The 24,075-nt window shown below is 73.8% G+C and carries 17 protein-coding genes and 1 pseudogene; 11 read left to right on the top strand and 7 right to left on the bottom strand.

Annotated elements, in window-relative coordinates:
* Nucleotides 1–110 precede the first annotated feature (110 nt).
* Together SM573_RS25950 and SM573_RS25945 are read left to right on the top strand one after the other, a co-directional pair.
* On the top strand, nucleotides 111–452 hold the full coding sequence (locus SM573_RS25950) for a YciI family protein (RefSeq protein WP_474610803.1): 342 nt from the start codon (nucleotides 111–113) through the stop codon (nucleotides 450–452).
* Entirely contained in the window at nucleotides 449–1,639 is a 1,191-nt protein-coding gene (locus SM573_RS25945) for an RNA polymerase sigma factor (protein WP_474617268.1), read from the top strand. Before SM573_RS25950 ends, SM573_RS25945 begins: the two co-directional genes overlap by 4 nt.
* A gap of 157 nt (nucleotides 1,640–1,796) precedes the next feature.
* On the opposite strand, the gene argS is transcribed toward SM573_RS25945, so the two are convergent.
* Nucleotides 1,797–3,515 (bottom strand): arginine--tRNA ligase, encoded by a 1,719-nt coding sequence (gene argS / locus SM573_RS25940; protein ID WP_474610980.1) that lies wholly within the window; start codon nucleotides 3,513–3,515, stop codon nucleotides 1,797–1,799.
* Between the two features lie 460 nt (nucleotides 3,516–3,975).
* On the opposite strand from argS, the gene SM573_RS25935 reads away from it, so the two are divergent.
* Nucleotides 3,976–6,192 carry a hypothetical protein gene (locus SM573_RS25935; protein WP_474617267.1) on the top strand — a complete coding sequence of 739 codons (2,217 nt, stop codon included), beginning with the start codon at nucleotides 3,976–3,978 and terminating at the stop codon, nucleotides 6,190–6,192.
* A 111-nt stretch (nucleotides 6,193–6,303) separates the two neighbouring features.
* Here SM573_RS25935 and SM573_RS25930 read toward each other — a convergent pair whose 3' ends face one another.
* Nucleotides 6,304–8,142: a glycoside hydrolase family 15 protein gene (locus SM573_RS25930; RefSeq protein ID WP_474617266.1), complete on the bottom strand. Its 1,839-nt coding sequence runs from the start codon at nucleotides 8,140–8,142 to the stop codon at nucleotides 6,304–6,306.
* Between the two features lie 149 nt (nucleotides 8,143–8,291).
* On the opposite strand from SM573_RS25930, the pseudogene SM573_RS25925 reads away from it, so the two are divergent.
* Nucleotides 8,292–9,562 (top strand): annotated as a pseudogene (locus tag SM573_RS25925) (MalY/PatB family protein).
* Nucleotides 9,563–9,617: 55 nt separating this feature from the next.
* Here the strand turns inward: SM573_RS25925 and SM573_RS25920 are convergent.
* Complete coding sequence (locus SM573_RS25920; RefSeq protein ID WP_474617265.1) at nucleotides 9,618–11,024, bottom strand: aminotransferase-like domain-containing protein; 1,407 nt, start codon at nucleotides 11,022–11,024, stop codon at nucleotides 9,618–9,620.
* 52 nt (nucleotides 11,025–11,076) lie between these two features.
* On the opposite strand from SM573_RS25920, the gene SM573_RS25915 reads away from it, so the two are divergent.
* The gene (locus SM573_RS25915) at nucleotides 11,077–11,955 is read left to right on the top strand and encodes a DMT family transporter (protein WP_474610809.1); all 879 of its coding nucleotides are present in this window, start codon (nucleotides 11,077–11,079) and stop codon (nucleotides 11,953–11,955) included.
* Nucleotides 11,956–11,966: 11 nt separating this feature from the next.
* Here SM573_RS25915 and SM573_RS25910 read toward each other — a convergent pair whose 3' ends face one another.
* Both SM573_RS25910 and SM573_RS25905 read right to left on the bottom strand, forming a co-directional pair.
* Complete coding sequence (locus tag SM573_RS25910) at nucleotides 11,967–12,755, bottom strand: SIR2 family NAD-dependent protein deacylase (RefSeq protein ID WP_474610810.1); 789 nt, start codon at nucleotides 12,753–12,755, stop codon at nucleotides 11,967–11,969.
* Nucleotides 12,756–12,832: 77 nt separating this feature from the next.
* Nucleotides 12,833–13,906, bottom strand: a complete 1,074-nt coding sequence (locus SM573_RS25905; RefSeq protein ID WP_474610811.1) for a glycoside hydrolase family 19 protein — start codon at nucleotides 13,904–13,906, stop codon at nucleotides 12,833–12,835.
* A 144-nt stretch (nucleotides 13,907–14,050) separates the two neighbouring features.
* On the opposite strand from SM573_RS25905, the gene SM573_RS25900 reads away from it, so the two are divergent.
* The 3 genes from SM573_RS25900 (at nucleotide 14,051) to SM573_RS25890 (ending at nucleotide 17,747) form a co-directional block, all read left to right on the top strand.
* Nucleotides 14,051–14,557 (top strand): hypothetical protein, encoded by a 507-nt coding sequence (locus SM573_RS25900; protein ID WP_474610812.1) that lies wholly within the window; start codon nucleotides 14,051–14,053, stop codon nucleotides 14,555–14,557.
* A 70-nt stretch (nucleotides 14,558–14,627) separates the two neighbouring features.
* Nucleotides 14,628–15,014 (top strand): MmcQ/YjbR family DNA-binding protein, encoded by a 387-nt coding sequence (locus SM573_RS25895; protein WP_474617264.1) that lies wholly within the window; start codon nucleotides 14,628–14,630, stop codon nucleotides 15,012–15,014.
* Between the two features lie 270 nt (nucleotides 15,015–15,284).
* Nucleotides 15,285–17,747: a M14 family zinc carboxypeptidase gene (locus SM573_RS25890; RefSeq protein ID WP_474617263.1), complete on the top strand. Its 2,463-nt coding sequence runs from the start codon at nucleotides 15,285–15,287 to the stop codon at nucleotides 17,745–17,747.
* A gap of 99 nt (nucleotides 17,748–17,846) precedes the next feature.
* Here the strand turns inward: SM573_RS25890 and SM573_RS25885 are convergent, their stop codons facing one another.
* A complete protein-coding gene (locus SM573_RS25885; protein WP_474610815.1) occupies nucleotides 17,847–18,386 on the bottom strand; it encodes a GNAT family N-acetyltransferase in 540 nt (179 codons plus the stop codon).
* 398 nt (nucleotides 18,387–18,784) lie between these two features.
* Here SM573_RS25885 and SM573_RS25880 point away from each other — a divergent pair, with 398 nt between their 5' ends.
* Complete coding sequence (locus SM573_RS25880; RefSeq protein WP_474617262.1) at nucleotides 18,785–20,620, top strand: hypothetical protein; 1,836 nt, start codon at nucleotides 18,785–18,787, stop codon at nucleotides 20,618–20,620.
* Nucleotides 20,621–20,730: 110 nt separating this feature from the next.
* On the top strand, nucleotides 20,731–21,282 hold the full coding sequence (locus SM573_RS25875) for a hypothetical protein (RefSeq protein ID WP_474617261.1): 552 nt from the start codon (nucleotides 20,731–20,733) through the stop codon (nucleotides 21,280–21,282).
* 191 nt (nucleotides 21,283–21,473) lie between these two features.
* Here the strand turns inward: SM573_RS25875 and SM573_RS25870 are convergent, their stop codons facing one another.
* Nucleotides 21,474–22,871, bottom strand: coding sequence for a peroxidase family protein (locus SM573_RS25870; RefSeq protein WP_474617260.1), 1,398 nt, complete (start codon nucleotides 22,869–22,871; stop codon nucleotides 21,474–21,476).
* A 410-nt stretch (nucleotides 22,872–23,281) separates the two neighbouring features.
* On the opposite strand from SM573_RS25870, the gene SM573_RS25865 reads away from it, so the two are divergent.
* Complete coding sequence (locus SM573_RS25865; protein ID WP_474610819.1) at nucleotides 23,282–24,019, top strand: SDR family oxidoreductase; 738 nt, start codon at nucleotides 23,282–23,284, stop codon at nucleotides 24,017–24,019.
* Nucleotides 24,020–24,075 lie beyond the last annotated feature (56 nt).

Here is a 24,075-nt window from a genome sequence, read left to right as displayed (position 1 = left end):
AGGTCCGGAAGAATGCCAGCCTGATGTCGTGTCCGGTCCCCCGCCGGTCGTCTGCTCTGTAGAGGGGCCGGCGCCCGCGGGCACCTCGCGACGAGGGGAAGGTGTGACCGATGAAGTACGTGCTGATGTTCGTCGACACGGAGGAGTTCGCCGCCGATCTGGCCGCCATGGACGAGACCGAGCGGGACCGGGCCTACGCCCGGGTCCGGCAGTGGTTCGCCGACAACCAGGAGAAGATCACCCACCACCGCTACCTGCTGCCGGCGGACACCGCGACCACCCTCCGGCTCGACCGGGCCGAGCCGTTGGTCACCGACGGGCCGTTCGTGGAGGGCAAGGAGGTGGTCAGCGGCTACGCCGAGATCGACGTCACGGACCTCGACGAGGCCCTGCGGCTGGCCCGGTCGTGGCCCGCCTGCCCGGTGGTGGAGATCCGTCCGATCGCCGGATGAGCGAGCCGTCGCACGCCGAGTTGGCCCGCGTGGTCCGCGACCACGCGGGCCGGCTGGCCGCGTCGCTCGTGCACCTGGTCGGGGACTTCGCCACCGCCGAGGACCTCGTCCAGGACGCCGTCGAGGCGGCGCTGGCCCACTGGCCGGTCGACGGCATCCCGGAACGGCCCGACGGCTGGCTCTACACCGTCGCCCGGCGCCGTGGCCTGGACCTGCTGCGTCGGGGGCACCGACACCGGAGGAAGCTCGCCCTCGTGCCGTGGCCGTCCGAGCCGGTGCCCGACGACCGGCTGCGGCTCATGTTCACCTGCTGCCATCCCGCCCTGCCGCGTCCCGCGCAGGTGGCGTTGACCCTGCGCGTCGTGTGCGGGCTCACGACCGCGCAGATCGCCAGGGCGTTCCTCGTGCCGGAGACGACCGTGGCGCAACGCATCACCCGCGCGAAACGGAAGATCAGCGACGCCGGCATCCCGTACCGCATCCCGGACGCCGACGAGCTCGGCGGCCGGCTGGCCGAGGTCCTCGCGGTGGTCTACCTGCTGTTCAACGAGGGCTACCTCACCAGCGGCGGCCCGCAGCCGCAGTCCCGTGACCTGGTGGACGACGCCGAGTTCCTCGCCACGCTGCTGCACCAGCTCATGCCCGCCGAGCCCGAGGTGGCCGGGCTGCTCGCCCTGATCCGGCTGCACCGCGCCCGCACGGCGGCCCGCTTCGCACCCGACGGTCGCATCATCCAGCTGCCCGAGCAGGACCGCGCCCGCTGGGACCAGGACGCGATCGCCGGCGCCACCCGGCTGCTGGCCCGTGCCGCCGCGGCCGGGCGGCCCGGGCCGTACCAGCTCCAGGCCGCGATCGTGGCCTGTCACGCGGAGGCCGACCGCTGGGAGGCCACCGACTGGGCGCAGATCGTCGTGCTCTACGACATGCTGCTGCGCCTCGCCCCGTCGCCCGTGACCCGGCTGCACCGCGCGATCGCGCTGCGCTACGTCGACGGCCCCGCGCCCGCCCTGGCCGAGCTCGACGGCCTGGGCGCCGCGCTCGACGGCTACCACCTCTTCCACGCCACCCGGGCCGAGCTGCTCCGCGCCCTCGGTCGGCAGGACCAGGCTCGCGCGGCCGACGAGCGGGCGCTCCGGCTCGCCACCAACGAGGCCGAGCGACAACTCCTCCGCCGACGCTTCGCGTGACCGGCGCCGCCGCCGCGGCCGGCGACCGTCCGGTGACCGCGGCCGGCGGCCGTCCGGTGACCGCGGCCGGCGACCGGGGACAGCGGCCGGGGCCGGCGACCGGGCGGCGGAGCCCGGTCGGAGCGACCGGCGACGCCGCGCGCGGGCGGGGTACGGGTCACATCCGCTCCATGGTGCGGATACCGAGCAGGTGCAGCCCCTGGCGCAGCGTCCGGGCGGTCAGCTCGGCCAGCAGCAGTCGGCTTCCCCGCAGCTCGTCGGGGGCCCGCAGCACCGGACAGCGCTCGTAGAAGGCGCTGAACGCCGTCGCGAGCCGGTACAGGTGGCCGGCGAGGTGGTGGAACTCCAGGCTCCGCTCCACCTCCCGCACGACCGTCGCGAGGCCGAGCAGCTCGATCGCCAGCGCCCGCTCGGCCGGCTCGGCGAGCACGACCGGGGTGTCCGGCCGGACGGCGGTCCCGGCCCGCCGCAGCAGCGACCGGATCCGGGCGTACGCGTACTGGAGGTAGGGCGCCGTGTCCCCGTTCAGGGAGAGCATCCGCTCCATGTCGAGGACGTAGTCCTTCGTCCGGTCGGTGGACAGGTCGGCGTACTTGATCGCGCCGATGCCCACGGCCCGGCCGATCTCGGCGGCGGACTCCGCGTCCAGGTCGGGATTCTTGGCGCGGGCGAGATCGGTGGCGCGGCGTACGGCCTCCTCCAGCAGCCCGACCAGCTTCACGGACTCGCCGGCCCGGCTGCGCAGCATCCGACCGTCGGCGCCGAGGATCGAGCCGAAACCCACGTGCTCGGCCCGGACGGGCGGGCGCAGCCAACCGGCCGCCCCGGCGACGGCGAAGACCATCGCGAAGTGGTCCCGCTGTGGCAGCCCGACCACGTACAGCAGCCGGGTCGCGCCCACGCCCTCGATGCGCTGGCGCAGCGCGGCCAGATCGGTGGCCGGGTAGCCGTAGCCGCCGTCGCTCTTGCGCACGATCAGCGGCAGCGGATCGCCGTCGCGGCCGGTGAACCCGGGCGGGAACACGCAGTCGGCGCCACCGCTGGCCACGAGCAGTCCCAGCCGGTCGAGGTCGTCGACCACGGTGCCGAGCCGGTCGTTGTACGCGCTCTCACCCCGGAAGTCCGCACCGGTCAGCGTCACGTCGAGCAGGTCGTACACGGACAGGAAGTAGCGCTCGGACTGCGCGACGAGCAGCCGCCACAGGCGCCGCGTGCGCTCGTCGCCGCGCTGCAACGCGACCACCCGCCGACGCGACCGCTCCCGGAACGCCTCGCTGCCGTCGAACTTCGACCGGGCCGCCCGGTAGAAGGCGTCCAGGTCACCCACCGACAGCTCGTGGGCGGCCCCGGCCTCACCGAGGTCAAGCAGGTGCTCGATCAGCATCCCGAACGGGGTGCCCCAGTCGCCCAGGTGGTTGACCCGCACCACGCGGTGACCGAGCCAGTCGAGCAGCCGTACGGCGGCGTCGCCGATGACGGTGGACCGCAGATGCCCCACGTGCATCTCCTTGGCCACGTTCGGTGCCGAGTAGTCGACCACCACCGTCTCCGGCGCCGGGGTGAGCGGCACGCCGAGCCGCTCGTCGCCGGCCAGCCCGGAGACCATCCGGGCCAGGGCGCCGTCGGCGACGGTCAGGTTGAGGAAGCCGGGCCCGGAGACCACCGCCGACACGCCGAGGTCGTCGAGCGCCGCGTGCTCCAGCACCTGGCCGGCGATGTCACGCGGGGGACGGCCGAGGCGCCGGGCCAGCGCCAGCGCCGCGTCGGACTGGAAGTCCGCACGCGGCGACCGGCGCACCAGCGGGTCGACCGGGGAGCCGGCGACGGTCGCGAACGCCGGCGCCAGCCGGTCGGTGAGCAGCCCTTCAAGATCCATGTGTACGCCGATCTCGCTCGGCCCGCGCACGACGCGGGCCACCGGATGGGGAGACGCGGGCGGATCGAGGGCGAACGGTGACCACCGGCGGCTCGATCCGCCGGTCGCAGGGGGAAGGTCAGCGCGGGCGGGCGACGGATCGCCGGCGTCGCTCCGCACCGACCTGGACGTCGTACGACGTTCCGGTGCACTGAGCGGTCGCGCTGGTCATGCAGGGCACCCTAGCGGACCAACGCGGCCGGCGGAACCGCGATCCCGAGTCGGGTCGGCCGGCCGGCGGCATCCGGCTCCGAGAACCGCCCGCGACACGGGCTCGTCCACGGACGGGCCGCCGAACGCGGGCGCCGGTCCCGGTGGTCCGGCGGTTGGCTCCGCCCGGGCGGGGTAGACCGGCCCGATGGCGGAGGCGTGGCCGACCGGCGTGATCCGGTCCGGCCGCCCAGGACGGCTCGGGGGGCCGATGTCCGATGCGTCGCGGTTCGGCGGGCCGGGGCCCGACGACGTGGTGGAGCTGCGGGTGCACGGGGCTGCCAGCGCGGACACGGGCCTGGTGTGGGACCTGCCGCGGATCGAGCAGGTCGCGGGTGACGTCAACGGTGGCTTCTACCGGGCCCGCCCCTGCGCCGACCCGCCCGGTCGACGCGTGACGGTGGAGGCGTACCGCTGGGCCGACCTGCCCTCCGGGACCGTGCTGCGGACCCTGTCGCTGGTGTTCCTGCTGCCGTTCATGCTGGTCAACGTGGCGATCTGGATGCGCCCGGACAGCCCTGCCTCCGACGCGGCGGTGCGGTCCGTGTGCCGGCTGCTGGCCCTCACGCTCACCGCGCTGTACGTGCTCGCCGTCGCCGGCGTCGCGCTGGACCTGATCGCGTGGCGGTGCATGGGCTCGCCGCACTGCCTGGCCGGGCGCAGTTGGCTGTCCTGGCTGGGCGGGCAGCCGGTCGGGCTGCGGCTGGCGGTGCTCGCGCTCGTCCCGGCCGCCGCCATCGCCGTGGTCTGGCGCCTCGGCGCCCGCCCCGGACGGGTGTTCGAGGCGTTCCGCGCCCCCGGGACGGAGGGCTCCGGGCACCGGCTCGGCACGGTCGGCCAGTGGGACGCCGAGCCGCTCGTGGGTCGGCTGCGCTCCCTCCACGTCGCGGCGGCGTTCGCGACGCTCGACGTCACCCTGCTCGCCGCGCGGATCCCGACCGGGGGCTCGGCCGGCACGATCGCGCTGCTGGTCGTCGCCGGGGCGGTCCTGGCCGCCTGCGCGGTCCTGCTGTGCACGCCCTCGCTGATCGACCGGGCCGCCGTGGAGTCGCGACGCGACCGGGTCGCCCGGACGCTGCGGACGGCCGCCGTCGTCCTGACGGTGGTGGTGGCGGCCCACGTCCTGACCGCCCCGCCAGGTTGGCACGACGGAGGTGGGCTACCGGGCTACGACTCGGTCCTCACGGGGCTGTTCGTCGCCCAGACGGCCCTGCTGGTCGTGCTGGCCGCCGTGCTGCTCTGGGGCCGGGACCGCCGGCCGGGAGCCATGCCGCTGCTCGGGCTGGGCGCGCTGGCGATCGCGGCCGCGGCGGTCAGCCTGGCGGTGGCGTTCTCCGCCGAACTCGTCTACCGGGTCGCGGACTACCTGGACCGGGACACGCCGACGGGCGAGGGTATCGCCACCGGTCCGCCGCGGGCGTACACCTGGGCGATCGTCGGGTTCTTCCGGGCGGTGCTGGTCACGCTCGTCGTGGCGGGCCTGGTGACGCTGATCTCCCGACGGGCGCGCCTGCGCGCCGCGGCGGCGGTCGTCGCCCGCGACCATCCCGATCCGCCGGCCGGAGCGGGCCCGCGGCTGCGGCAGGTGCGCAGGGCCGTGGCCCGGGCCCGGTTCTCCGAGAACCTGATCCCGCTCGCCGTGGTCTACGCCTGCCTCGCCGGGTTCGGCACGGCGACCACGACCGTCGGCCTGCTGGGGCTGCACCCGATCGGTGTCGTGGAGCGGTACGCGGGAGTGCCCGCCGGGGCCGCCACCCTCGCCATCGCGTTCGGCAGCTGGGTGATCGCCGGGATCGTCGTCGGCCTGGTGGCCGGCGGGATCTTCGCCTACCGCACCGTCCCGTTCCGGCGTCACATCGGCATCCTGTGGGACCTCGGCACGTTCTGGCCCCGCGCCGCCCACCCGTTCGCGCCGCCCTGCTACGCCGAACGGGCCGTGCCGGAGCTGGCCCGGCGGATCACCTACCTGGTGGGACGCGGGCACGCCGTGCTGCTCACCGGGCACAGCCACGGTTCGGTGCTGGCCGCCGCGACGGTGCTCCAGCTGCCGCCCGGGGTCAGCGGCCGCGTCGCGCTGCTGACCCACGCGTCGCCGCTGCGCCGGCTCTACGCCCGGCTCTTCCCCGCGTACGTCGACGAGGAGGTGCTGCACGAGATCGGCACGCGCGTCGGCTGGCGGTGGGTGAACCTGTGGCGCGAGACCGACGCGATCGGTGGTGGGATCTTCTCCGGCCACCGACCGGGCACGCCCGCCACCGTCCGCGGGCCGGCGGCCTCGGTCGACCGGAGGCTGCGCGACCCGGTGGACGTGGTGGCTCCGCCCGGCGACAGCGTCCCCCCGCCGATCCAGGGTCACCGGCCCTGCGAATCCGACCCCCGGTTCGCCGAGGCGGCGCGCGAGCTGGTCGAACGCCTGCGCGGCGCGTGACAGCCGCCGCGCGACAGTGCGGCGTCTCGCGGAGCCGAGAACTGTCACAGCGCCTCGGCAACGTCGCCCGCGTGACCGGCCCCGCAGACGTCCCCGCCCGCTCTCCTCGACTCAGGGTCGGGCGTCCAGCAGTTCGTCGAGCTTCATGGCCGTGTTGATCAGGGAGAGGTGGCTGAATGCCTGCGGGAAGTTGCCGGTCTGCTCGCCGGTGGGCGCGATCTGTTCCGAGTAGAGCCCGAGCGGGCTGCTGTAGGTGAGCATCTTTTCGAAGGTCAGCGTGGCGTCGTCCAGGCGCCCGGACTGCGCGAGGGCCTGGACATACCAGAACGTGCACATGGTGAAGGTGCTCTCGCTGCCGGGGAGGCCGTCCGGTGCGGCGCTCGGGCGGTACCGGTAGACGAGGCTGTCGGAGACGAGTTCGGCGTCCATGGCCCGCAAGGTGGACTGCCAGATCGGGTCGGTGGGCGAGACGAACCCGACGGCCGGCATCGCGAGCAGGGCCGCGTCCGGGACGTCCGTCTCGTAGTGCTGGGCGAAGGCGCCGCGTTCGGGTCGGAAGCCGCGGCTCATGATCTGCTCGTAGACCTGGTTCCGGTTGCTCGCCCACCGGGTGGTGTCGCCCGGCCTGCCGAGCTGGTGCGCGAGCCGGACCGCGCGGTCGAGCGCCACCCAGGACATGAGCCGTCCGTAGGTGTAGTCCTTCCGGTCGCCCCGGGGCTCCCAGATCCCGTCCTCCGGCTGGTCCCAGTGCCGGCAGAGCCAGTCCACCATCCGTACGGTGCTCAGCCACCCCTCGTGGCCGATCTGCAGGCCGTGGCGGTCAGCCACGAGCAGGGCGTCGAGCACCTCGCCGTAGATGTCGAGCTGCAGTTGGCCGGCAGCGTCGTTGCCCACCCGCACGGGCGCCGAGCCGCGGTATCCCTCGAGGTGGCCGAGCAGCTCCTCGGAGAGGTCGGGTGATCCGTCCACCCGGTACATGATCTGCAGCGGCGCCCCCTGCTCCCCCGCGTCCCGGATCCGGTCGTTGACCCAGCGCATGTAGTCCTGCGCCTCGTCGGTGAAGCCCAGGCCGAGCAGCGTGTGCACGGAGAACGACGCGTCGCGGATCCAGGTGTAGCGGTAGTCCCAGTTGCGTTCGCCGCCGATGTGCTCCGGCAGCGCGACCGTGGGCGCGGCGATGAGCGCGCCGGTCGGGGCGTACGTCATGAGCTTCAGGGTCATGGCGGAGCGCTCCACCATCTCGCGCCATCGCCCGCGGTAGCGGGAGCGGGCGAGCCAGCGCCGCCAGAACTCCCGCGTCTGGTACAGCATGTCGCGCACCTCGGTCGGATCGAGGAAACGCGGCCGGCCCAGTGACACCCCGGTCTCCAGGACGACGGCCCCGGACTCCCCCTCCCGCAGGGTGGCGGTCGCCCAGACGCCACCGTCGTCGACAGCGTGGGTGTCCCGCTCGTCGGGTCGACTCTCGGGATATCGCACGATGCTCACGGAGAGGGAGAGCAGGCGAGCGCGGAACACCGTCCCCTCGGGATACCTGTCGACCTCGTGCGGATCCCGGCCGTAGTTGAAGCGGGGCCGGCAGTCGACCCGGAAACGCATGACGCCCCGGACCACCCGCAGCATCCGCACCACGCGATGCCGGTCGGTCGGCTGGTCGCCCGCCACCGGCATGAAGTCCACGAGCTCACCCACGCCGTCGGCGCTGAGGAACCGGGTGATCAGGATCGGCGTGCCGGGCAGGTACAGCTGCTTGCTCACGTACTCGACGCCCTCGTCCGGCGACACCTGGAAGTACCCACCCCGGTGCCGGTCGAGCAGCCCGCCGAAGATGCTGGGCGAGTCGAAGCGTGGCGCGCAGAACCAGTCCAACGTCCCGTCCATCGCGACCAGCGCCGCCGTCTGCAGGTCGCCGATCAGGCCGTGCGCCTCCACGGCAGGGTACGAATCCACCCGGCCCCCCGTCGTCCTCATCGGGCAGAACACCCATCATTGCCGATAATCGGCACAGCCACGGCTCAACCGACCACTCTGGCCGCCGGCGCCGCCGGGAGGATGCGGCCGGCCGGGCACGCCCACGGCGTACGCCTATGGTGGACGGCATGGCCGGCTCCGCCCCCTCCCCCGACGGCTCCCCCGGAAACCCGCTCTCCCGGCTCAGCCTGCGCGAGCTGCGGGAGCGCACCAGCGTGAAGTGGCGGATGCACCCGCCCGACGTGCTCCCCCTCTGGGTGGCGGAGATGGACGTCCCCTCGCTCCCCCCGTCGCCGACGCACTACGCCGCGCGGTCGACCTCGGCGACACCGGCTATCCGCACGGCACGGCGTACGCGGAGGCGCTCGGCGACTTCGCCGCCCGGCGCTGGGGATGGCACGACCTCCCCGTCGACCGCACGACCGTCGTGCCCGACGTGATGATGGGCGTCGTCGAGGTCCTCCGGCTGGTCACCGACCCGGGCGACGCGGTGGTGGTGTGCTCCCCCGTGTACCCGCCGTTCTACGCGTTCGTCAGCCACGCGGACCGGCGGGTGGTCGAGGCCCCGCTCGGCCCCGACCTGCGCGTGGACCTGGCCGCGCTCGACGAGGCCTTCCGCCGCGCGCGACGGTACGGGCGCCGGCCGGCGTTCCTGCTGTGCAACCCGCACAACCCGACGGGCGTGGTGCACCGCCGCGACGAGCTGGAGGGTGTCGCCGCGCTGGCCGACCGGCACGGCGTACGGGTCGTCTCCGACGAGATCCACGCTCCCCTGGTGCTCCCCGGTGCCCGCTTCACCCCGTATCTCACGGTGGCCGGCTCGGCGACCGCGTTCGCCCTGACCTCGGCCTCCAAGGCGTGGAACCTCGCCGGCCTCAAGGCGGCGCTCGCGATCACCGGGCCAGAGGCCGCCGCCGACCTGGCCCGCATGCCGGAGGAGGTCGGCCACGGCCCCAGCCACCTGGGCGTCCTGGCGCACACCGCGGCGTTCCGCGACGGCGGCGGGTGGCTCGACCTCCTCCTCGACGGCCTCGACGCCAACCGCACACTGCTGGAGACCTTGCTGCCGGCGCACCTGCCGTCCGTCGGTTACCACCGTCCGGAGGGCACCTACCTCGCCTGGCTGGACTGCACGGGGCTGGGCGTCGACACCGCCCAGCCGACCGGCGAGCCCGGCGCGGCCAGCGACCTGGCCGGGCCGGCGAGGATGTTCCTCGACCGGGCGCGGGTCGCCCTCAGCTCCGGGCACGTGTTCGGCACCGGCGGGGTGGGCTTCGTACGACTCAACTTCGCCACCTCACCCGCGATCCTCACGGAGGCCGTCACCCGCATGGGCCGGGCCGTCGAGGAGCCGCAGCCGCCGGCCGGCCACACCACCGAGCGCTCACGGGTCGGCTGACGCCACCGGCTCCGGTGCCCGCGCCGGGCGGCAGCGCCAGCGCGTCCCGCCGGGGTCAGGGACGTGTCGTCTCCCGCCCGAGGGCGCGGGCGAGGCGGCCGACCGCCTCGTCCATGACCTCGGGCGGGGCGGCGGCGTAGGTGAGACGCAGGTGCGGCGCTGGCGGCTCGGCCGCGTACCAGGGGCGGCCGGGGAAGACGACGACGCCCTCGGCGGCGGCCGTGGCGGCCAGCGCGACGTCGTCGACGCCGTCGGACAGCCGGGCCCACAGGTGCAGGCCGCCGCGCGGGACCACGGGTGGGACGAGGTCCGGCAGCCGCCGGCGCAGGGCGGCCAGCAGCGCCTCGCGCCGGGCCCTTAGCGCCGTGCGCAGGGCGCGGCGGTGCCGCGTCCACGCGGGAGCGCTGACGAACTCCAGCGCAGCCTGCTGCATCGGGCCGGCGACGAAGAGGTCGTCGAGCAGCCTGGCCGAGCGCAGCCGGGCGCCGGCCGGGCCTCGGGCGCCGATCGCGGCGATGCGCAGGCCCGGCGCGGCGGCCTTGGTCAGGGAACGCAGGTAGATCACGTGCCCGTCGGGGTCGTCCGCGGCCAGCGGTGGCGGCGCTTCCCCGTCGATGGTCAGGTCACGGGCGTAGTCGTCCTCGATCAGGAACGCCCCGGCGTCGCGGGCGACGGCGGCGACCTCGGGCCGGCGGTGCGCCGCCAGCGTCGCTCCGGTGGGGTTGGCGTGCAGCGGTTGGCAGTAGAAGAGTCGTGCGCCGGTGCGGGCGAACGCGGCGGCGAGCTGGTCGGGCCGCACACCGTCCGCGTCGGCGGGCACCGGCACCACGCGCAGCCCGGCCGCCCGGGCCACGGCCAGCGCCCCCAGGTAGGTCGGGGACTCGACGAGCAGCGTGTCGCCGGGCGCGGTGAGGGCACGCAACGCCGACGACAGCGCCGCCTGCCCGCCCGGGCAGATCACCATGTCGTCGGCGCGCAGCCCGGCGCCGGCCTCACGCGCGAACCACGCGCGCAGGTCCGCGCGCCCCTCCGTCGGCCCGCGCAGCCACGCGGCGGGTTGGCGGGCGGCGCGAGCCAGCGCCGCGCCGAGCGCCGCGGCCGGCTGGAGGTCCTCGTCCAGGTAACCGCCGGACAACGGGATCATCCCCTGTGGAGGCGTCGCCAGCAGCGCCTGCAACTCCTCCTCACCGGGTCTGCGCGCGCCGAGCGCCACCGTCTGCCACGACAGGTCGGGCGCGCGCGGCTCGTCCGTGACGGCGGCGACGAAGGTGCCCTTGCCGGGTCGCGTCTCGACGAGGCCCTGTGCCACCAGGTGCCGGACGGCCTCGGAGACGGTGACCGGCGAGGCCTGGTGCCGCGCGGTCAGCTCACGCACCGAGGGCAACCGCGCCCCGGGGGCCGACTCGGTGACCACCCGACGCAGATCTTGGATAACGCGGTCAACAGCGTTACCGTTGTCCATGAGTGGTAAGAGTAGCGTTACTGTCGCCGTCCCGGTAACGGCGGATCGGGTCGTGGGCCTGTCCCTCGGCGCGCTGGGCGTGCTCGCCTTCAGCATGTCGCTGCCCGCCACCCGGGTGGCCGTGCAGCAGCTCGACCCGTGGTTCGTCGCCTTCGGCCGGGCCGTCGGCGCGGCGTTCCTGGCCTGGGCGTACCTGCGGGTCACCGGCGCGCCCCGGCCGACCCGCGGCCAGTGGCGCCGGCTGTCTATCGTCGCCCTCGGCGTCGTGGTCGGTTTTCCGCTGTTCACATCGCTGGCGTTGACGACCCAGACCTCGGCGCACGGCGCGGTCGTCATCACCGTGCTGCCCGCCGTGACCGCGGTGTTCGCGGTGCTGCGTGCCGGTGAGCGCCCATCGCCGTTGTTCTGGCTCGGCACCGTCGCGGGCCTGGTGGCCGTACTCGCCTTCCTGGCCACCAGCGGGTCCGTGCCCGGCTCGCTGTCCACCGCCGACCTGTTCCTGCTCGCGGCGGTCGTCCTGTGCGGGCTGGGGTACGCCGAGGGCGGCGTGCTGGCGCGGGAACTGGGCGGCGCCCGGACGATCTGCTGGGCGCTGGTGCTCTCGCTGCCCGCGACCCTGCTCCTCACGTTCGTCGCCGCCGCGGCGCACCCGCCACGCGCCGGCGCCACCGCCTGGTCGGGGTTCGCCTACCTCACCACGGTCTCCATGTTCCTGGGCTTCTTCGCCTGGTACGCGGGGCTGGCCCGCGGTGGCATCGCCCAGGTCGGCCAGATCCAGCTCGCGCAGCCCGTGCTCACCCTGCTCTGGTCCGCGCTACTGCTCGGCGAGCCGATCACCGCCGCCTCGGTCGGGGCGGCGCTGGTGGTGCTGGCCTGCGTGGTGCTGATCCAGCGCACCCGCGGCGGCGCGGCGGCCGTCCGGGAGTGCTGAGCGCGCGGGCGTCACCCGGCGGCGGTCCCGTCCCAAGCGGCGGCGAGCAGGGGCGGGAGGACCTGCGCGGCGGTGCCGCGCAGGTTGACGGCGCAGACCTCGTCGAGCGGGGTCCGCTCCGGGTTCACCTGGATCACGGTGGCTCCCGAGCGCGCCGCGACCCGGGGAAGCTCGGCGGCCGGGTGGACGACGCCGGAGGTGCCGACGGTGACGAACACGTCGCAGGTGGCGGCCGCCTCGACCGCCGCGGTCAGGGCCGCCTCCGGCAGCGACTCCCCGAACCACACCACGCCGGGGCGGACGAGCGCCGCGCAGGACCGGCAGCGGGGCGGCGGAATCCGGCCACCGTCGTGCGGCGGCGCGGACTCGACCCCTGCCGCGTCCTCGAAGGCCGCCGGGTGGGCGTCCGCGGCGACGCAGCGGGGCGCGAAGAGGCTGCCGTGCAGGTGGACGACGCCCGAGCTGCCGGCCCGTTCGTGCAGGTCGTCGACGTTCTGGGTGACGACGGTGGTGCCGGGGATCCGGGCCTGGATGGCGGCGATCGCCAGGTGCCCGGGGTGGGGCTCGGCCCGGCGCACCCGCGCGCGCCGCCACTCGTACCAGCCCCAGACCAGGTCCGGGTCGGCGTGGAACGCCTCCGCCGTGGCGAGTTGCTGGGGGGCGAAGCGCGCCCAGAGGCCGGTGAGGTCGTCGCGGAAGGTGGGCACCCCGCTCTCGGCCGAGACCCCGGCGCCGGTGAACACGACCACGCGACGGGCCTCGCCGAGGAGCCGCGCGGCGGGCAGCAGGTCAGCGTCCATAAGGGCGATCCTGCCACCGGGAGGAGGGCTACCCGGCCGGGCCCCGCCACCGCGTGGTGACGAGGCCCGGGCACGGATCAGCAGTAGAGGTTGGCACCGGCGGGCACGCCGAGGATGCCGACGAACTGCTGGTACCTCGTGACACGGCTCTGCACCTGCGCGGGGTTGCCCCCGTTGCACTCGATCGAGCCGTTGATGCTGCGGATGGTCTCGCCGAACCCGGCGCCGGTGACCATCGCGTGGTGCGCGGTCATCGTGCCCGGCCCGTTCTGGGTCATCCAGTACCAGATGGCGGTCTTCCAGGCCACCGCGGCGTCGTTCTGCACCAGCCACGGGTTGGTCAGCAGGGGCAGCCCGAGGGCGTTGCCGGCGGCGTTGTAGTTGAAGTTCCAGCTCAGCTGGATCGGACCGCGTCCGTAGTAGGCCGCCTGCCCGGCCGGGCAGCCGTACGGCTGGTTCGGGTCGCAGTAGTGCGGGTAGTTCGCCTGGTTCTGCTCCACGATGTGGACGAGCCCGCCGGTCTCGTGGTGCACGTTCGCGAGGAAGGCCGCGGCCTCCTGACGCTGGACGGTGACGCTGCCGGTCTTGGTGAACGCCGGGTACGCGCTGAGCGCGGCCACGAGACCGGAGTACGTGTAGAACGAGTTGCGGCTCGGGAACATCTGGTTGAACTGGGCCTCGCTGACCGCGAAGCCGCCGGTGGGGGGCGGGGTGGTCGGCGGCGTGCCGCTACAGGTGTAGGGCTCCCAGTACCAGGTGCTGATCACGGGGTCGTAGCCGGGATTGTCGTGCTCGGCGATGTAGTAGAGGCCGTTGGTGTACCGCACGATCGACCCGGCCGGGTACCAGGTGCCGGCGACCCAGTTCGGGTGGTCGCAGCCTCCGGTGGGCGGTGGCGTGCCGCCACCTCCGCAGGCGCCGAGGTCCTGCCAGACGCCGGTGCTGCCCGGCGGTGCCTCGTTCTGGGTCCACCACTTCGCCTGGTAGTTGCGGCCGTTGTGGGAGGCCTGGTCGCCTCCCCAGTAGACGGCCGAGGACTGCCACGGTGCCGCGCAGGCCGCGGCCGATGCCGGGGCCGACGGGATGATCGCCACCAGTGCGCCGGCGGCAGCCAGTGCCGCGAGCGCGACCAGGGCGCGCAGTCTCGACATGCGCTCACTCCTTTCCGGGATACCACGGGCCGACGGCGGGGGTACGCATCGACGACAATGACTGTAACACTTTCTGTTCACAAACCTAACTATTGGGCGGGCCCGGGCTCCCGCCATGTCGGACGCGGCTGAGATGATCAGCTCATGGAGTTCGTGCTCGATCCGCCGCGCGGCGTCGGACCGCTGCGGCTCGGGATGACATCCGCCGAGGCACGCGCGGCGCTGGAGACGCTCGCCCCGTTGGCGCCGACCGCTCACGGGGAGCTGGCCCTGCACCTGCCGAGCGGCCTCGGTTTCAGCGTGGGCTTCGGGGTCGGCCCGACCCGGGGCCGGGTGAACGCGATCGAGCTGTGGCGTCCGCACGAGCGCGACGTGGTGCGGTACCGCGACGTCGACGTCTTCGGCCTGCCCGCGCCGGAGGTCGTGCAGCGGTTGCGCCGCCACATCGACCTCGTGCCCGACGAGGACGACGACGCCTTCACCGCGCGCGAGGTGTACCTCGCGCTGTGGCGGCCGTACGAGGCGGACGACGACCCGGCCGACGAGCAGGGCCACTACTTCCAGTCCGTGCTCATCGCCCGCCCCGGCTACGACGACACGCCCGCCGAGGCGGCGGCCCGGCTGGCCGCCGGCGGCGAGCCGGGATACTGACCCGCGGGGCGGGACCGCGCGACCGGTTAGGCTGTCCGGATGCGGCGAGCGGCGTCCCGGAGGGATCTGGATGGCTGACGCCGACGACGTCCGCCGGCTGGCTCTGGCACTCCCGCATGTGGTCGAGATCGACAGTGCGGGCTTCGACTTCCGGGTCGGCGACAAGGGATTCGTGTGGTCGTATCCCGAGCGCCGCCCCGGCCAGCCCCGCCGGATCCGCACCGATGTCGCGGTGCTGTACGTCGGCGACGAGGCGGAGAAGCAGGCGCTGCTCCTCGGCGAGCCCGACCTCTTCTTCACCACCCCCGCGTACGACGGGCTGCCCCTGGTCATGGTGTGGCTGGCGCGGGTGACGGTGGATCGCCTGACGGAACTGGTCACCGACGCCTGGCGCATGCGCGCCCCGGAGTCGCTGGCCGGTGCCCTCGACGTCACCGATCCCGCGCACCGCGCCTGACCCGCCGACGGAGCGCCACGGCACGGCCAGCGCCCGGCGACGCTCAAGTCTTGCTCAAATCCTGATCACGCCGCCCATCGATGTGACGGATGCACATACGCTCACCGCAGCCGTCCACCCACGGCTCTCCCGATCCTTCTCGCGGCGGCGACCGTCGTCGTGCCCGGCCCCGCCGTGCGCGACCGGGCTCCACCGTCCCGGATGGATCAGCCCGGCCCGCACGAGGGCCGGACACACGTCGACACACGCCGCAAGCAGAAGGAGGGGAGAATGCGACGCAGACAACGCGTCATGGCGCTCATCGCGCTGCCCGCCCTGGTGGGGGGCATCCTCACCGCGACCACACCCGCGGGCGCGGACCCGAGCGCCACGGCGAGCCGGTCAGCGCTCGAGCAGCAGGACCAGGCACGCCTCGTACACCTGCGGCTGGCCGGCGCCGACATGCTCGACAGGGTGCTCGCCGCCGGCTTCGACCTCGAACACGGCCTCCGGCGCGTGCCGGACGGCATCGAGGCCGAGGCGGTGGTGACCGCCGAGCAGATCGCCCAGTTGGAGGCGATGGGCGCCGAACTCCTCGCCGACGGCGAAGGCTTCGTGTGGAGCGACGAGGCCGACGGCGGCTTCGGCGCCTCCGGCGCGCGAGCCGTCCAGCCGCTCAGCCACGAGGCGACGGTGCGGATCGTCCGCGCCGACTGGTTCACCACGAAGGGCCAGGGTTTCCTCTACGTCGAGGCGCGGACCACCGAGGGGCAGCAGTCGGACCCGGTCGTCGGGATGCAGCTCGAGAACGACTCGGGCCGGGGCACCGCGTTCGGCTTCGCCCGGACCATGAGCCGCTTCGTCGACTCCGGGCAGTACATGTTCCACCGGAACCTGTTCAAGCTCGACGCGCGGCCGAGCCAGATCCGGGTCACCAGCTCGACCGGCGGCGTCGCCAGCGGCAGCGTCTCGGACTGGCTGGAGGACGCGCCGCCGCCGCTGACGGAGAACCGCGGTTACCGGTACGACTTCGTCGACGGGTACCGGACCCCGCAGCAGCTCTACGCCCGCGCTCACGAGATCGCCCGGCAGTACCCGGACATCGCCCAGATCATCTACCTGCCGAACAAGACGAACGGTTACCAGCGCAAGGCGCAGGCCACCATCGGTGGCACCGGGCAGTCCGCGGTGGTGGTCAGCTCGGCGGCGTGGGGCCACGAGGGCGGCAACGAGATCACGGTGGAGTTCGTGGACCGGCCGGGAGCGGACCTGCCGCTCGGCGTCGAGGTGGCGGGCAAGGCGGTCCGGGTCCTGCTCGGCAAGGACTCCTCGGGCGCGCTCGCGAGCACCGCGGCGCAGGTGGCGGCGGCGCTGGAGAGCGGGTCCCAGGGCCTCATCGACCGGGCGCACCCGTACCGCACCAACGCGGGCACCGGCATCGTCGCCCCCACGGCCGCGCCCGTCGCGCTGACCGACTTCCTCGACCAGAAGCGCGCCGGCGCGCCGGAGGGCGAGGTGCCGCGCGGCCCGGCCACGATCCCGGTCCTGCGGATCGGCACGCACCGGGACGGCAGCAAGCCCGGCGTCCTGATCCAAGCGCAGGACCACGCCCGCGAGTGGGTGCCCGCGACGACCACGCTGGAGACGGCCGAGCGTCTGGTGCACAACTACCGGTCCGACCGGGAGACGAAGAAGATCGTCAACGACACCGACATCTTCCTCATCCTGTCCAACAACCCCGACGGCGCGAACTACAGCTTCTACAACAACAACATGCAGCGCCGGAACCTGACGAACCACTGCCCGGACGAGAACGCCGACCCGGGCCGGCGCAACTCCTGGGGCGTCGACCTGAACCGGAACTACCGGGTCGGGTCGGGTCACGACGGCTACGCGGGCGCGTCCACCAGCTGCGTCAGCGACACCTACCAGGGCCCGGAGAAGCTCTCCGAGCCCGAGGCGAAGAACATCATCTGGCTCGTGGAGAAGTACACCAACATCAAGTTCATGATGTCGGTGCACTCCAACGGCGGCCAGCTGTTCTGGCAGCCCGGCGCGTACATCGCGAACGGGCGGATCACCACGCCGCGTCCCCCGCTCGGCGACGAGGCGTTCTACTGGCAGTCGGCCGCCCGGATCCTGTCGCAGGTCAAGGCGCACCGGGAGACCGTCGTGACGCCGGAGAACGTCGGCGGGTCGTCGGACGTCCTCTACTCCTCCGCCGGCAACGTGCGCGAGGACCTGTACCACACGTACGGGATCTACGCCTTCGGCTGGGAGGTCGGCGGCTCGGTCTACAACCCGGCCACCGGCAACTGGCAGGGCGGCTCGTTCCAGCCGGAGTGGGTGGGCAACCCGGAGCTGGTGAGCGGGCACGCCGAGACGATGGAGTACGCCAACGGGATCATGGAGATGTTCCGGGTCGCGGCGGAGTGGGGCAAGGACAAGAAGGACCCGACGTCGCGCCTCGTTCCGGGCGGCGGGAAGTACCGCGGACCGGTCGACGTGCGTTTCGAGACGAACGAGCCGGCGACCATCTACTACACCACGGACGGCAGCCGGCCCACGCTCCAGTCGCCCCGCTACGAGGCGACCGAGTTCCGTGAGCCGGGTCAGGTGTTCCACGTGACCGAGACGACGACGTTCAAGTGGTTCTCGGTCGACGCCGCCGGCAACGTCGAGCGCAACTACGACCCGACGAAGAGCAACAAGCGCAACAACTACCGCACGGCCACGATCACCGTCAGGAATTAGGCCGCTGTCGTCGCCTCGTCGGTGTGGGTCCGCCCGCACCGGCGAGGCGCTGGCCGGTCGCGATCGGGTGGTCTCCCGTAGGGCCGACCCGCCGCCCCGTCAGCCGAGCTTGCGGGTCAGCGTCTCGAACGCGAGGTCGGGCCGGCGGGGCTGGCCGAACCGCTCGTCGCCGTACGGGAACGGGGTCAGCTCCCCGGTGCGGACGTAGCCACGCCGCACGTACCAGGCGATGAGGTCCTCGCGTTGGGTGATGACCGTCATCCGCATCTCGCCGGCGCCCCACTCGTCGCGGGCGAACCGCTCGGCCTCCGCGAGCAGGTGCCGCCCCAGGCCGTCGCGCTGCCGCAGCGGCGAGACCGCGAACATGCCGAAGTAGGCGTGATCGTCACGGCGCTCCAGTTGGCAGCAGGCCACGATGCCCGCGCCGTCCTCCTCGGTGACCAGCATCGTCCCGTTCGGGCTCGTCACCGCGGCCGCCACCATGTCGGGGTCGACGCGCTGGCCGTCGAGCAGGTCCGCCTCGTGGGTCCAGCCGACCCGACTGCGGTCTCCCCGGTACGCCGACTCGACGAGGTCGACGAGGACGTCGACGTCCTCGACGCGGGCGACGCGGGTGGTGCGGGCTCCAGGGCTGGTCATCAGTGGTGCTCCAGGTGTCCGGGAAGGTCGCCGACCAGCGTACGCAGGCCGACCCGCGGGCGCCCACCGACCCTGCGGCGCGCGCCAGGCGTACGGGCCCGTTCGGGAGGACGGGCGGCGGGCCGGTGGCGCCGCGGCGGCCTCGAGGGCGGGCGCGGGCGCGGTCGGGCCGTTGACGACGGCATCGACCTGCTTTAGGGTCCCCGGTTAACGGTCCGGGCCGTAATGTCGGGTGGCTGCGGGCAGCCTCGGTATCACACCGCTCGAAGGGATGCACGATGTCGGGAAACCTCTCACGGCGGGCCGTGCTCGCAGGCATCGGCGCGGTAACAGCCGGAGCCGTATTTCCACCGTCTGCGCATGCCGCGTCCGACGAGGACCCCGCTGACGCGCCCGGCGTGACGATCAGCGACCTCGGTCCCGCCTCCCAGGTGCTCAACTTCGGCAACGGCGTACGGGTCGGCGACGAGATCTGGTTCGCCACCCGGCAGATCCTGCCGACCCGTGTCGCCGCGTACGACCTCACCCAGCGCCGGATCACCAAGACCGCGCTGATCCCCGGCGTGCCCGGCATCTGGGGCATCGACGCGGTGGGCACCGACGTCTTCGTCTCCTCCTACTCCCCCGGCCTGCTGTTCCGGGTGGACACCCGCACTCTCGACGTGACCCGGGTGCTCGACCTGCGCCAGGAGGTCGGCTGGACCACCAAGGCCTCTCCCGACGGGCGGATCTTCGTCGGCACCTACCCGTCCGCCCGGCTCTGGGAGTACGACCCGGCGACCGGCCGCGCCACCGACCACGGCCGGATGGACCCCGACGACACCTACGTCCGCGACCTGGTGGCGACCGAGACCACCGTCTACTGCGGCATCGGCTCCCGGGCCGGGCTGGTCGCCTACGACCGGGCCACCGGAACGCGGACCGACATCCTCCCGGCCGGCCTGCGCGACCGCACCTTCGGCGCGGTCTGTCACCTCGCCGGTGACCACCTCGTGGTCGGCATCTCGCCCACCGCCGAGGTCCTCGTGGTCGACACCCGCGACCACAGCCGGCACCAGGTCCTCACGACGCCCGACGACTCGTTCGTCGTCGGCGTCACCAGCCGTGGCGACGAGATCTTCTACACCACCCGCCCGAGCGGTTCGCTCTACCGCTTCCGCCTCGGCGACAGCGCGCCCACACTGGTCGCAGTGCCGGTGGCGGAGGCGTCGAACGTGCGGCTCGGCTTCCTCGACGACGGCCGGCTGTGGGCCGTCCAGAGCGCTGGCGGCATCGTCTTCGACCTGGACGCCCGCACCACGGAGGCGCTGGACATGAGCTCGCCGGAGCTCGCCCCCACGCCGGAGCGGCCGATGTCGCTATGCCACGCCGGGGACCGCGTCGTCGTCGGGGGCACCCTCGGAGTGCAGGTCGTCTCCACCGAGGTCGACCCCGTCTTCCCCACCTTCCGGGTGCCCTTCGGCGGCGAGGCCAAGGACATGGTGGCGTCCGGCGCGGTGGTGCACATGGGCGTCTACACCCTGGCCCGCTACCTCACCATGCCCGCCGACGGACGGACGGCGACCGAGGTGGCGCGGGTCGACGCCGCCCAGGAGCAGACCCGGCCGACGGCGGTGGCCGTCGACCGGCGCCGCGGCCTGGTGCTGATGTCCACCGAGCCGGACTACGGCCGGTGGGAGGGCGCCCTCAACATCTTCGACGGCCGGCGGTTCCGCAGCTGGCGGGGCATCCTGCCGGACCAGACGGTGCAGTCCCTCTGCCCCGACCCGCACGGCGTCTTCCTCGGCGGCAGCATCGTCAACGGCTACGGCACCACCCCGACCACCACCCGCGCGAAGCTCGGCTACTTCGACCACCGCACCGAGCGGCTCGCCTGGCTCGTCGAGCCGACCGCGGGCGAGGTGATCGTCGACCTGAAGCTCATCGGCCGGGTGCTGGTCGGCGTGACCCGCGACGGTGAGCTGTTCGCCCTCGACCCGCGCACCCGGACGGTGCTCTGGCGAGTCGACGTCGGCGCGGTCGGCGGAAAGCTGGCGGTGATCGACGACCGGGTCTTCGGCACCGACGGGGGCAGCCTGTGGACGGTTCGCGTCGGTCGGCGGGCGCCGGAGCCGTACGTGCTCGCCGACGGGCTCGACCAGACCTGGTTCGGTGCGCCCGAAGTGGTCACCGACGGGGCGAGGAGCCTGTTCACCATCCGGGGCGTCAATCTGATCCGGGTCGACCTGGACTGACGGTCGCGGCGCGTCGGCGTCGGGGCGTCCTCCGACGCCCCGACGGCGGCCCCGCGGGCGGCCCGGCGGCCCCGCGGAGGTTGGCGTGTGGTCGTCAGCGCGGTGGGTAGATGTCCCGCATGCTGACGCGCGCGATGTGGCAGGGCATGCTGGCTGGTCTCGCCGGCACGGCCGTGATGACGATGGCGGAGAAGACCGAACAGCGGTTCACCGGCCGACCCGACTCCTACGTGCCGGCCCGCGTGCTGGAACGGGTGGCGAACCTGCCGGAGAAGCCGGGACGCCAACCCCGTTCGCTCAACCTCGCCATGCACTACGGGCAGGGCGCCCTCGTCGGCGTGCTGCGCGCGGTCATGGCGAACGCGGGGCTGCGCGGACCGTGGGCCTCGACGATGTTCAGCGTGGTCCGGCTGACGTCCGACCAGATCCTGGAGAACGCCACCGGGGTGGGCGCCCCGCCGCAGACCTGGCCGCGTCGGGAGCTCGCGGTCGACCTGCTTCACAAGACGATCTACGGGTTCGCGACCGGCGTCGTCGCCGACGCGTTGGCCGCGCGGAGCGGACCGGGGCCCGGGCAGCTCCACGCGGCCAAGCGGCCCGGCCGGCGGGAGGACGTGGGCCCGGTACGCCGCGCGGTGGCCGCCCGGAGCCGCCGCGGCTGAGGCTCCCGCTCCGCCTGAGCGCGCCGGCAGGTGCCGGCACGACACCGGCTACCACGACCGCCGCGCGTCCCAACCGCGCCGTGGTGGTCGTCCGCGGCGCCATCCGCCACGAGCGCCCGCGACTGGCGGACGAGCCGGAGGGCGACCGCGTGGGCGCCGGCCCCCGGCAGCCGGTGCGGGCGCGCGCCCCGTCACGCCGCCCCGGCCGGCCGGTGACGGTCGCCCAGGGTGAGCAGGTCCGCCAGGCCGAAGCCGGCGCCCGCGGCGGGCAGGTCCGGCGCCCAGTCCGGGTCCAGGTTGAGGTAGCTCCCCGGGTCGGCGCGGAGCAGCCCGATCAGCACCTCGGCCACGATCCGGCCGCCGACCGGCCCCAGCCGGTCGCCGCCGGCCCGGTGCTCGGCCTCCTTCAGCACGTAGAACCAGAGCGGGGTGCCCTGCGGCCACGTCTGCTCCAGTTCGTCGGCGGTCAACGGCGTCACGCCGAGGAGCCGGGCGACGGCCTCTCCGCTGGGCAGTCTCGTGGTCTCACCGCGCAGCAGGTCGCGTACCGCGAGGGAGCGGTAGGCGGCGGCGTCGACCGCCCCGGTGACCTGCTCGGGAAGCCCGATGAGGCTCGCGGCGAGCCGGCCGTCTAGGCGCTTGGCGCGCTGCGCGGGCGGACGGCCGGGCACGTCGAAGATCTGCGCGAGGTCCAGCCGACGGTCGGCCGGCAGCGGGCCGAACCCGACGAGGTCGGGGAAGAGGGGCACCGCCGGGCCGCCCTCGACGAGTCGGTAGGTGTGCCGGATCTGGCCGTGGCCGTAGCGGTAGGCCGCGTCGGCGAACTCCAGCGGGATGTACGCCTCTCCGGGCGGCGGCGCGAACCAACGGCCGCCCTCGTCGAGCACCTGCTCGACCAGGGGCGCGCCGACGAGCCGGGGCAGGAAGTCGTGCACCACGATCCACTGGTAGTGCCGGACGAGGCTGCCGCGCGCCCGCTCGAAGACCTCGGCCTCCGGCACCCCCTGCTCGCGCAGCAGGTCGACCAGGCCGTTGTGCGCGTGCAGCAGGGCGACGTGCAGGCTCAGCGAGAACAGGTGCACGTCGTTGCGGGGGTCGCCGATGAGGGCCACCCCCTGCTGGTTACGGGGGACGTCGCGCCCCTCCCCGCCGAGCAGGAACTTCGCCGGGTCGGCGACGTCGAACAGGTACGGCGAGCCGATCGGCCCGTCCGAATAGATGATCTCCAGGTTGAGCATCGGGGTGCGGGCGTTGCGCAGGGCCTCGGGGGCGACGCCGCCGGTCAGGGATGAGCGGTCGGCCGTGATGTCGTGGGCGACGAGCTGGCCGAAGAAGGGCCAACCGGCGGCCTCGGTGGCGTCGTCGCCCCCGGCGGTCAGCTGGTCCAGCACCGCCGCGGCGTCGCAGATCCCGCCGTCGCCGCCCGCGCGCACCAGCAGCTCGGGGTCGGTGCCCAGCGGGTCGAGGTCGCGGAACATGCGGCCGTAGCGGGCCGCGCCGGTGGGCCGGTCCACGGCGCGCAGCGGGCTGAGACAGTGGTCGCGGGACGCCCCGCGGCGGCCGTGCGGAGGTGGCGGAGCGCTGCCCACCCGTCGAGGGTATGCCGGCGCGACGTCCGGGCCGGCCCCGTTGGGCAACAGCGCCGCCGTCCCGCCGGCCGGCACCGACGCGGCGCCTTGCCGGGCGCCGCCCTCGACGGCCCGGTGACCGCCGTCCGCGGCCCGGGCGGCGTCGAGACGCGCGTGTGGGCAGGCTTGCCCGCCGGGGTTGCTCATGGTTCCTCCGTGGCAGGGGTGGGGTCCGGGACGGCGGTGACGTGCCGCCCTCCCGGTGCCAGCTGGGACCGGGCAGCGGCCCCGCCTGTGACAGCCCGGCGTGTCCCGCCGGGTGCCGTGGCGCTGTTCGCCGGATCACACCCGGCGCTGTCACAACCCGCCGACCAGTCCGGTCGTAGCGCGTGAGAGCGCATTTCTCCTCCGGGAAAGGGAAGGTCGAGCACATGAAGATCGCTGTCATCGGTGGTACCGGGCTCATCGGATCGCAGGTGGTCAAGATCCTGAACGCGGCCGGGCACGAGGCGGTGCCCCACTCCCCGTCGACCACCGGCGTGGACCTGCTCACCGGGCAGGGCCTGCCCGAGGCGCTGAACGGGGCCGACGTCGTCGTCAACCTGACGAACTCGCCGACCTTCGACGAGGCCTCCCCCGCGTACTTCCAGACCACCATGGACAACATGCTCGCGGCCGCCAGGGACGCCGGCGTCGGTCACGCCGTCGTCCTGTCGATCGTGGGCGCCGACGAGGTGCCGGACCTGGTCTACTACCGGGCGAAGGTGCTCCAGGAGGACATCCTCAAGGCCGGTCCGGTGCCGTACTCCGTCGTCCGGTCGACGCAGTTCTTCGAGTTCGTCGACGCGGTGCTGTCGTGGACCGCCGACGAGAACACCGTCCGCCTGCCCGCCACGCTCGTCCAGCCGATCGCCGCGGCCGACATCTCCCAGGCCGTGGCCGACGTCAGCGCCGGCGCCCCGCTGCAGGGCACCCGCAACGTCGCCGGCCCCGAGGTCTTCCCGCTCGACGAGCTGGGCAGGATCACCCTCGCCGCGCACGGCGACCAGCGCACCGTCGTCACCGACAACAGCGCCGGGATGTTCGCCGCCGCCTCGGGCGACGCCCTGATCGCCAAGGGCGACGCCGTGATCGCGAAGACGACCTACCGGGAGTGGCTCGCGCGCTGACCCCGGCGGGGCCCGCACGACACCCGTTCGTGCGGGCCCGCGGGCGGTTCGTGACA

Source organism: Micromonospora xinjiangensis, from assembly GCF_056150165.1.
This window is presented reverse-complemented; position numbering and strand designations above follow the sequence as displayed.

Coding starts and splice junctions, on each gene's coding strand:
- SM573_RS25865 (WP_474610819.1), top strand. CDS start 23,282: ATGAAGATCGCTGTCATCGGTGGTACCGGGCTCATCGGATCGCAGGTG.
- SM573_RS25935 (WP_474617267.1), top strand. CDS start 3,976: ATGTCCGATGCGTCGCGGTTCGGCGGGCCGGGGCCCGACGACGTGGTG.
- SM573_RS25885 (WP_474610815.1), bottom strand. CDS start 18,386: ATGACCAGCCCTGGAGCCCGCACCACCCGCGTCGCCCGCGTCGAGGAC.
- SM573_RS25920 (WP_474617265.1), bottom strand. CDS start 11,024: ATGGACAACGGTAACGCTGTTGACCGCGTTATCCAAGATCTGCGTCGG.
- SM573_RS25875 (WP_474617261.1), top strand. CDS start 20,731: ATGTCCCGCATGCTGACGCGCGCGATGTGGCAGGGCATGCTGGCTGGT.
- SM573_RS25895 (WP_474617264.1), top strand. CDS start 14,628: ATGGCTGACGCCGACGACGTCCGCCGGCTGGCTCTGGCACTCCCGCAT.
- SM573_RS25950 (WP_474610803.1), top strand. CDS start 111: ATGAAGTACGTGCTGATGTTCGTCGACACGGAGGAGTTCGCCGCCGAT.
- argS (WP_474610980.1), bottom strand. CDS start 3,515: ATGGATCTTGAAGGGCTGCTCACCGACCGGCTGGCGCCGGCGTTCGCG.
- SM573_RS25890 (WP_474617263.1), top strand. CDS start 15,285: ATGCGACGCAGACAACGCGTCATGGCGCTCATCGCGCTGCCCGCCCTG.
- SM573_RS25910 (WP_474610810.1), bottom strand. CDS start 12,755: ATGGACGCTGACCTGCTGCCCGCCGCGCGGCTCCTCGGCGAGGCCCGT.
- SM573_RS25905 (WP_474610811.1), bottom strand. CDS start 13,906: ATGTCGAGACTGCGCGCCCTGGTCGCGCTCGCGGCACTGGCTGCCGCC.
- SM573_RS25945 (WP_474617268.1), top strand. CDS start 449: ATGAGCGAGCCGTCGCACGCCGAGTTGGCCCGCGTGGTCCGCGACCAC.
- SM573_RS25900 (WP_474610812.1), top strand. CDS start 14,051: ATGGAGTTCGTGCTCGATCCGCCGCGCGGCGTCGGACCGCTGCGGCTC.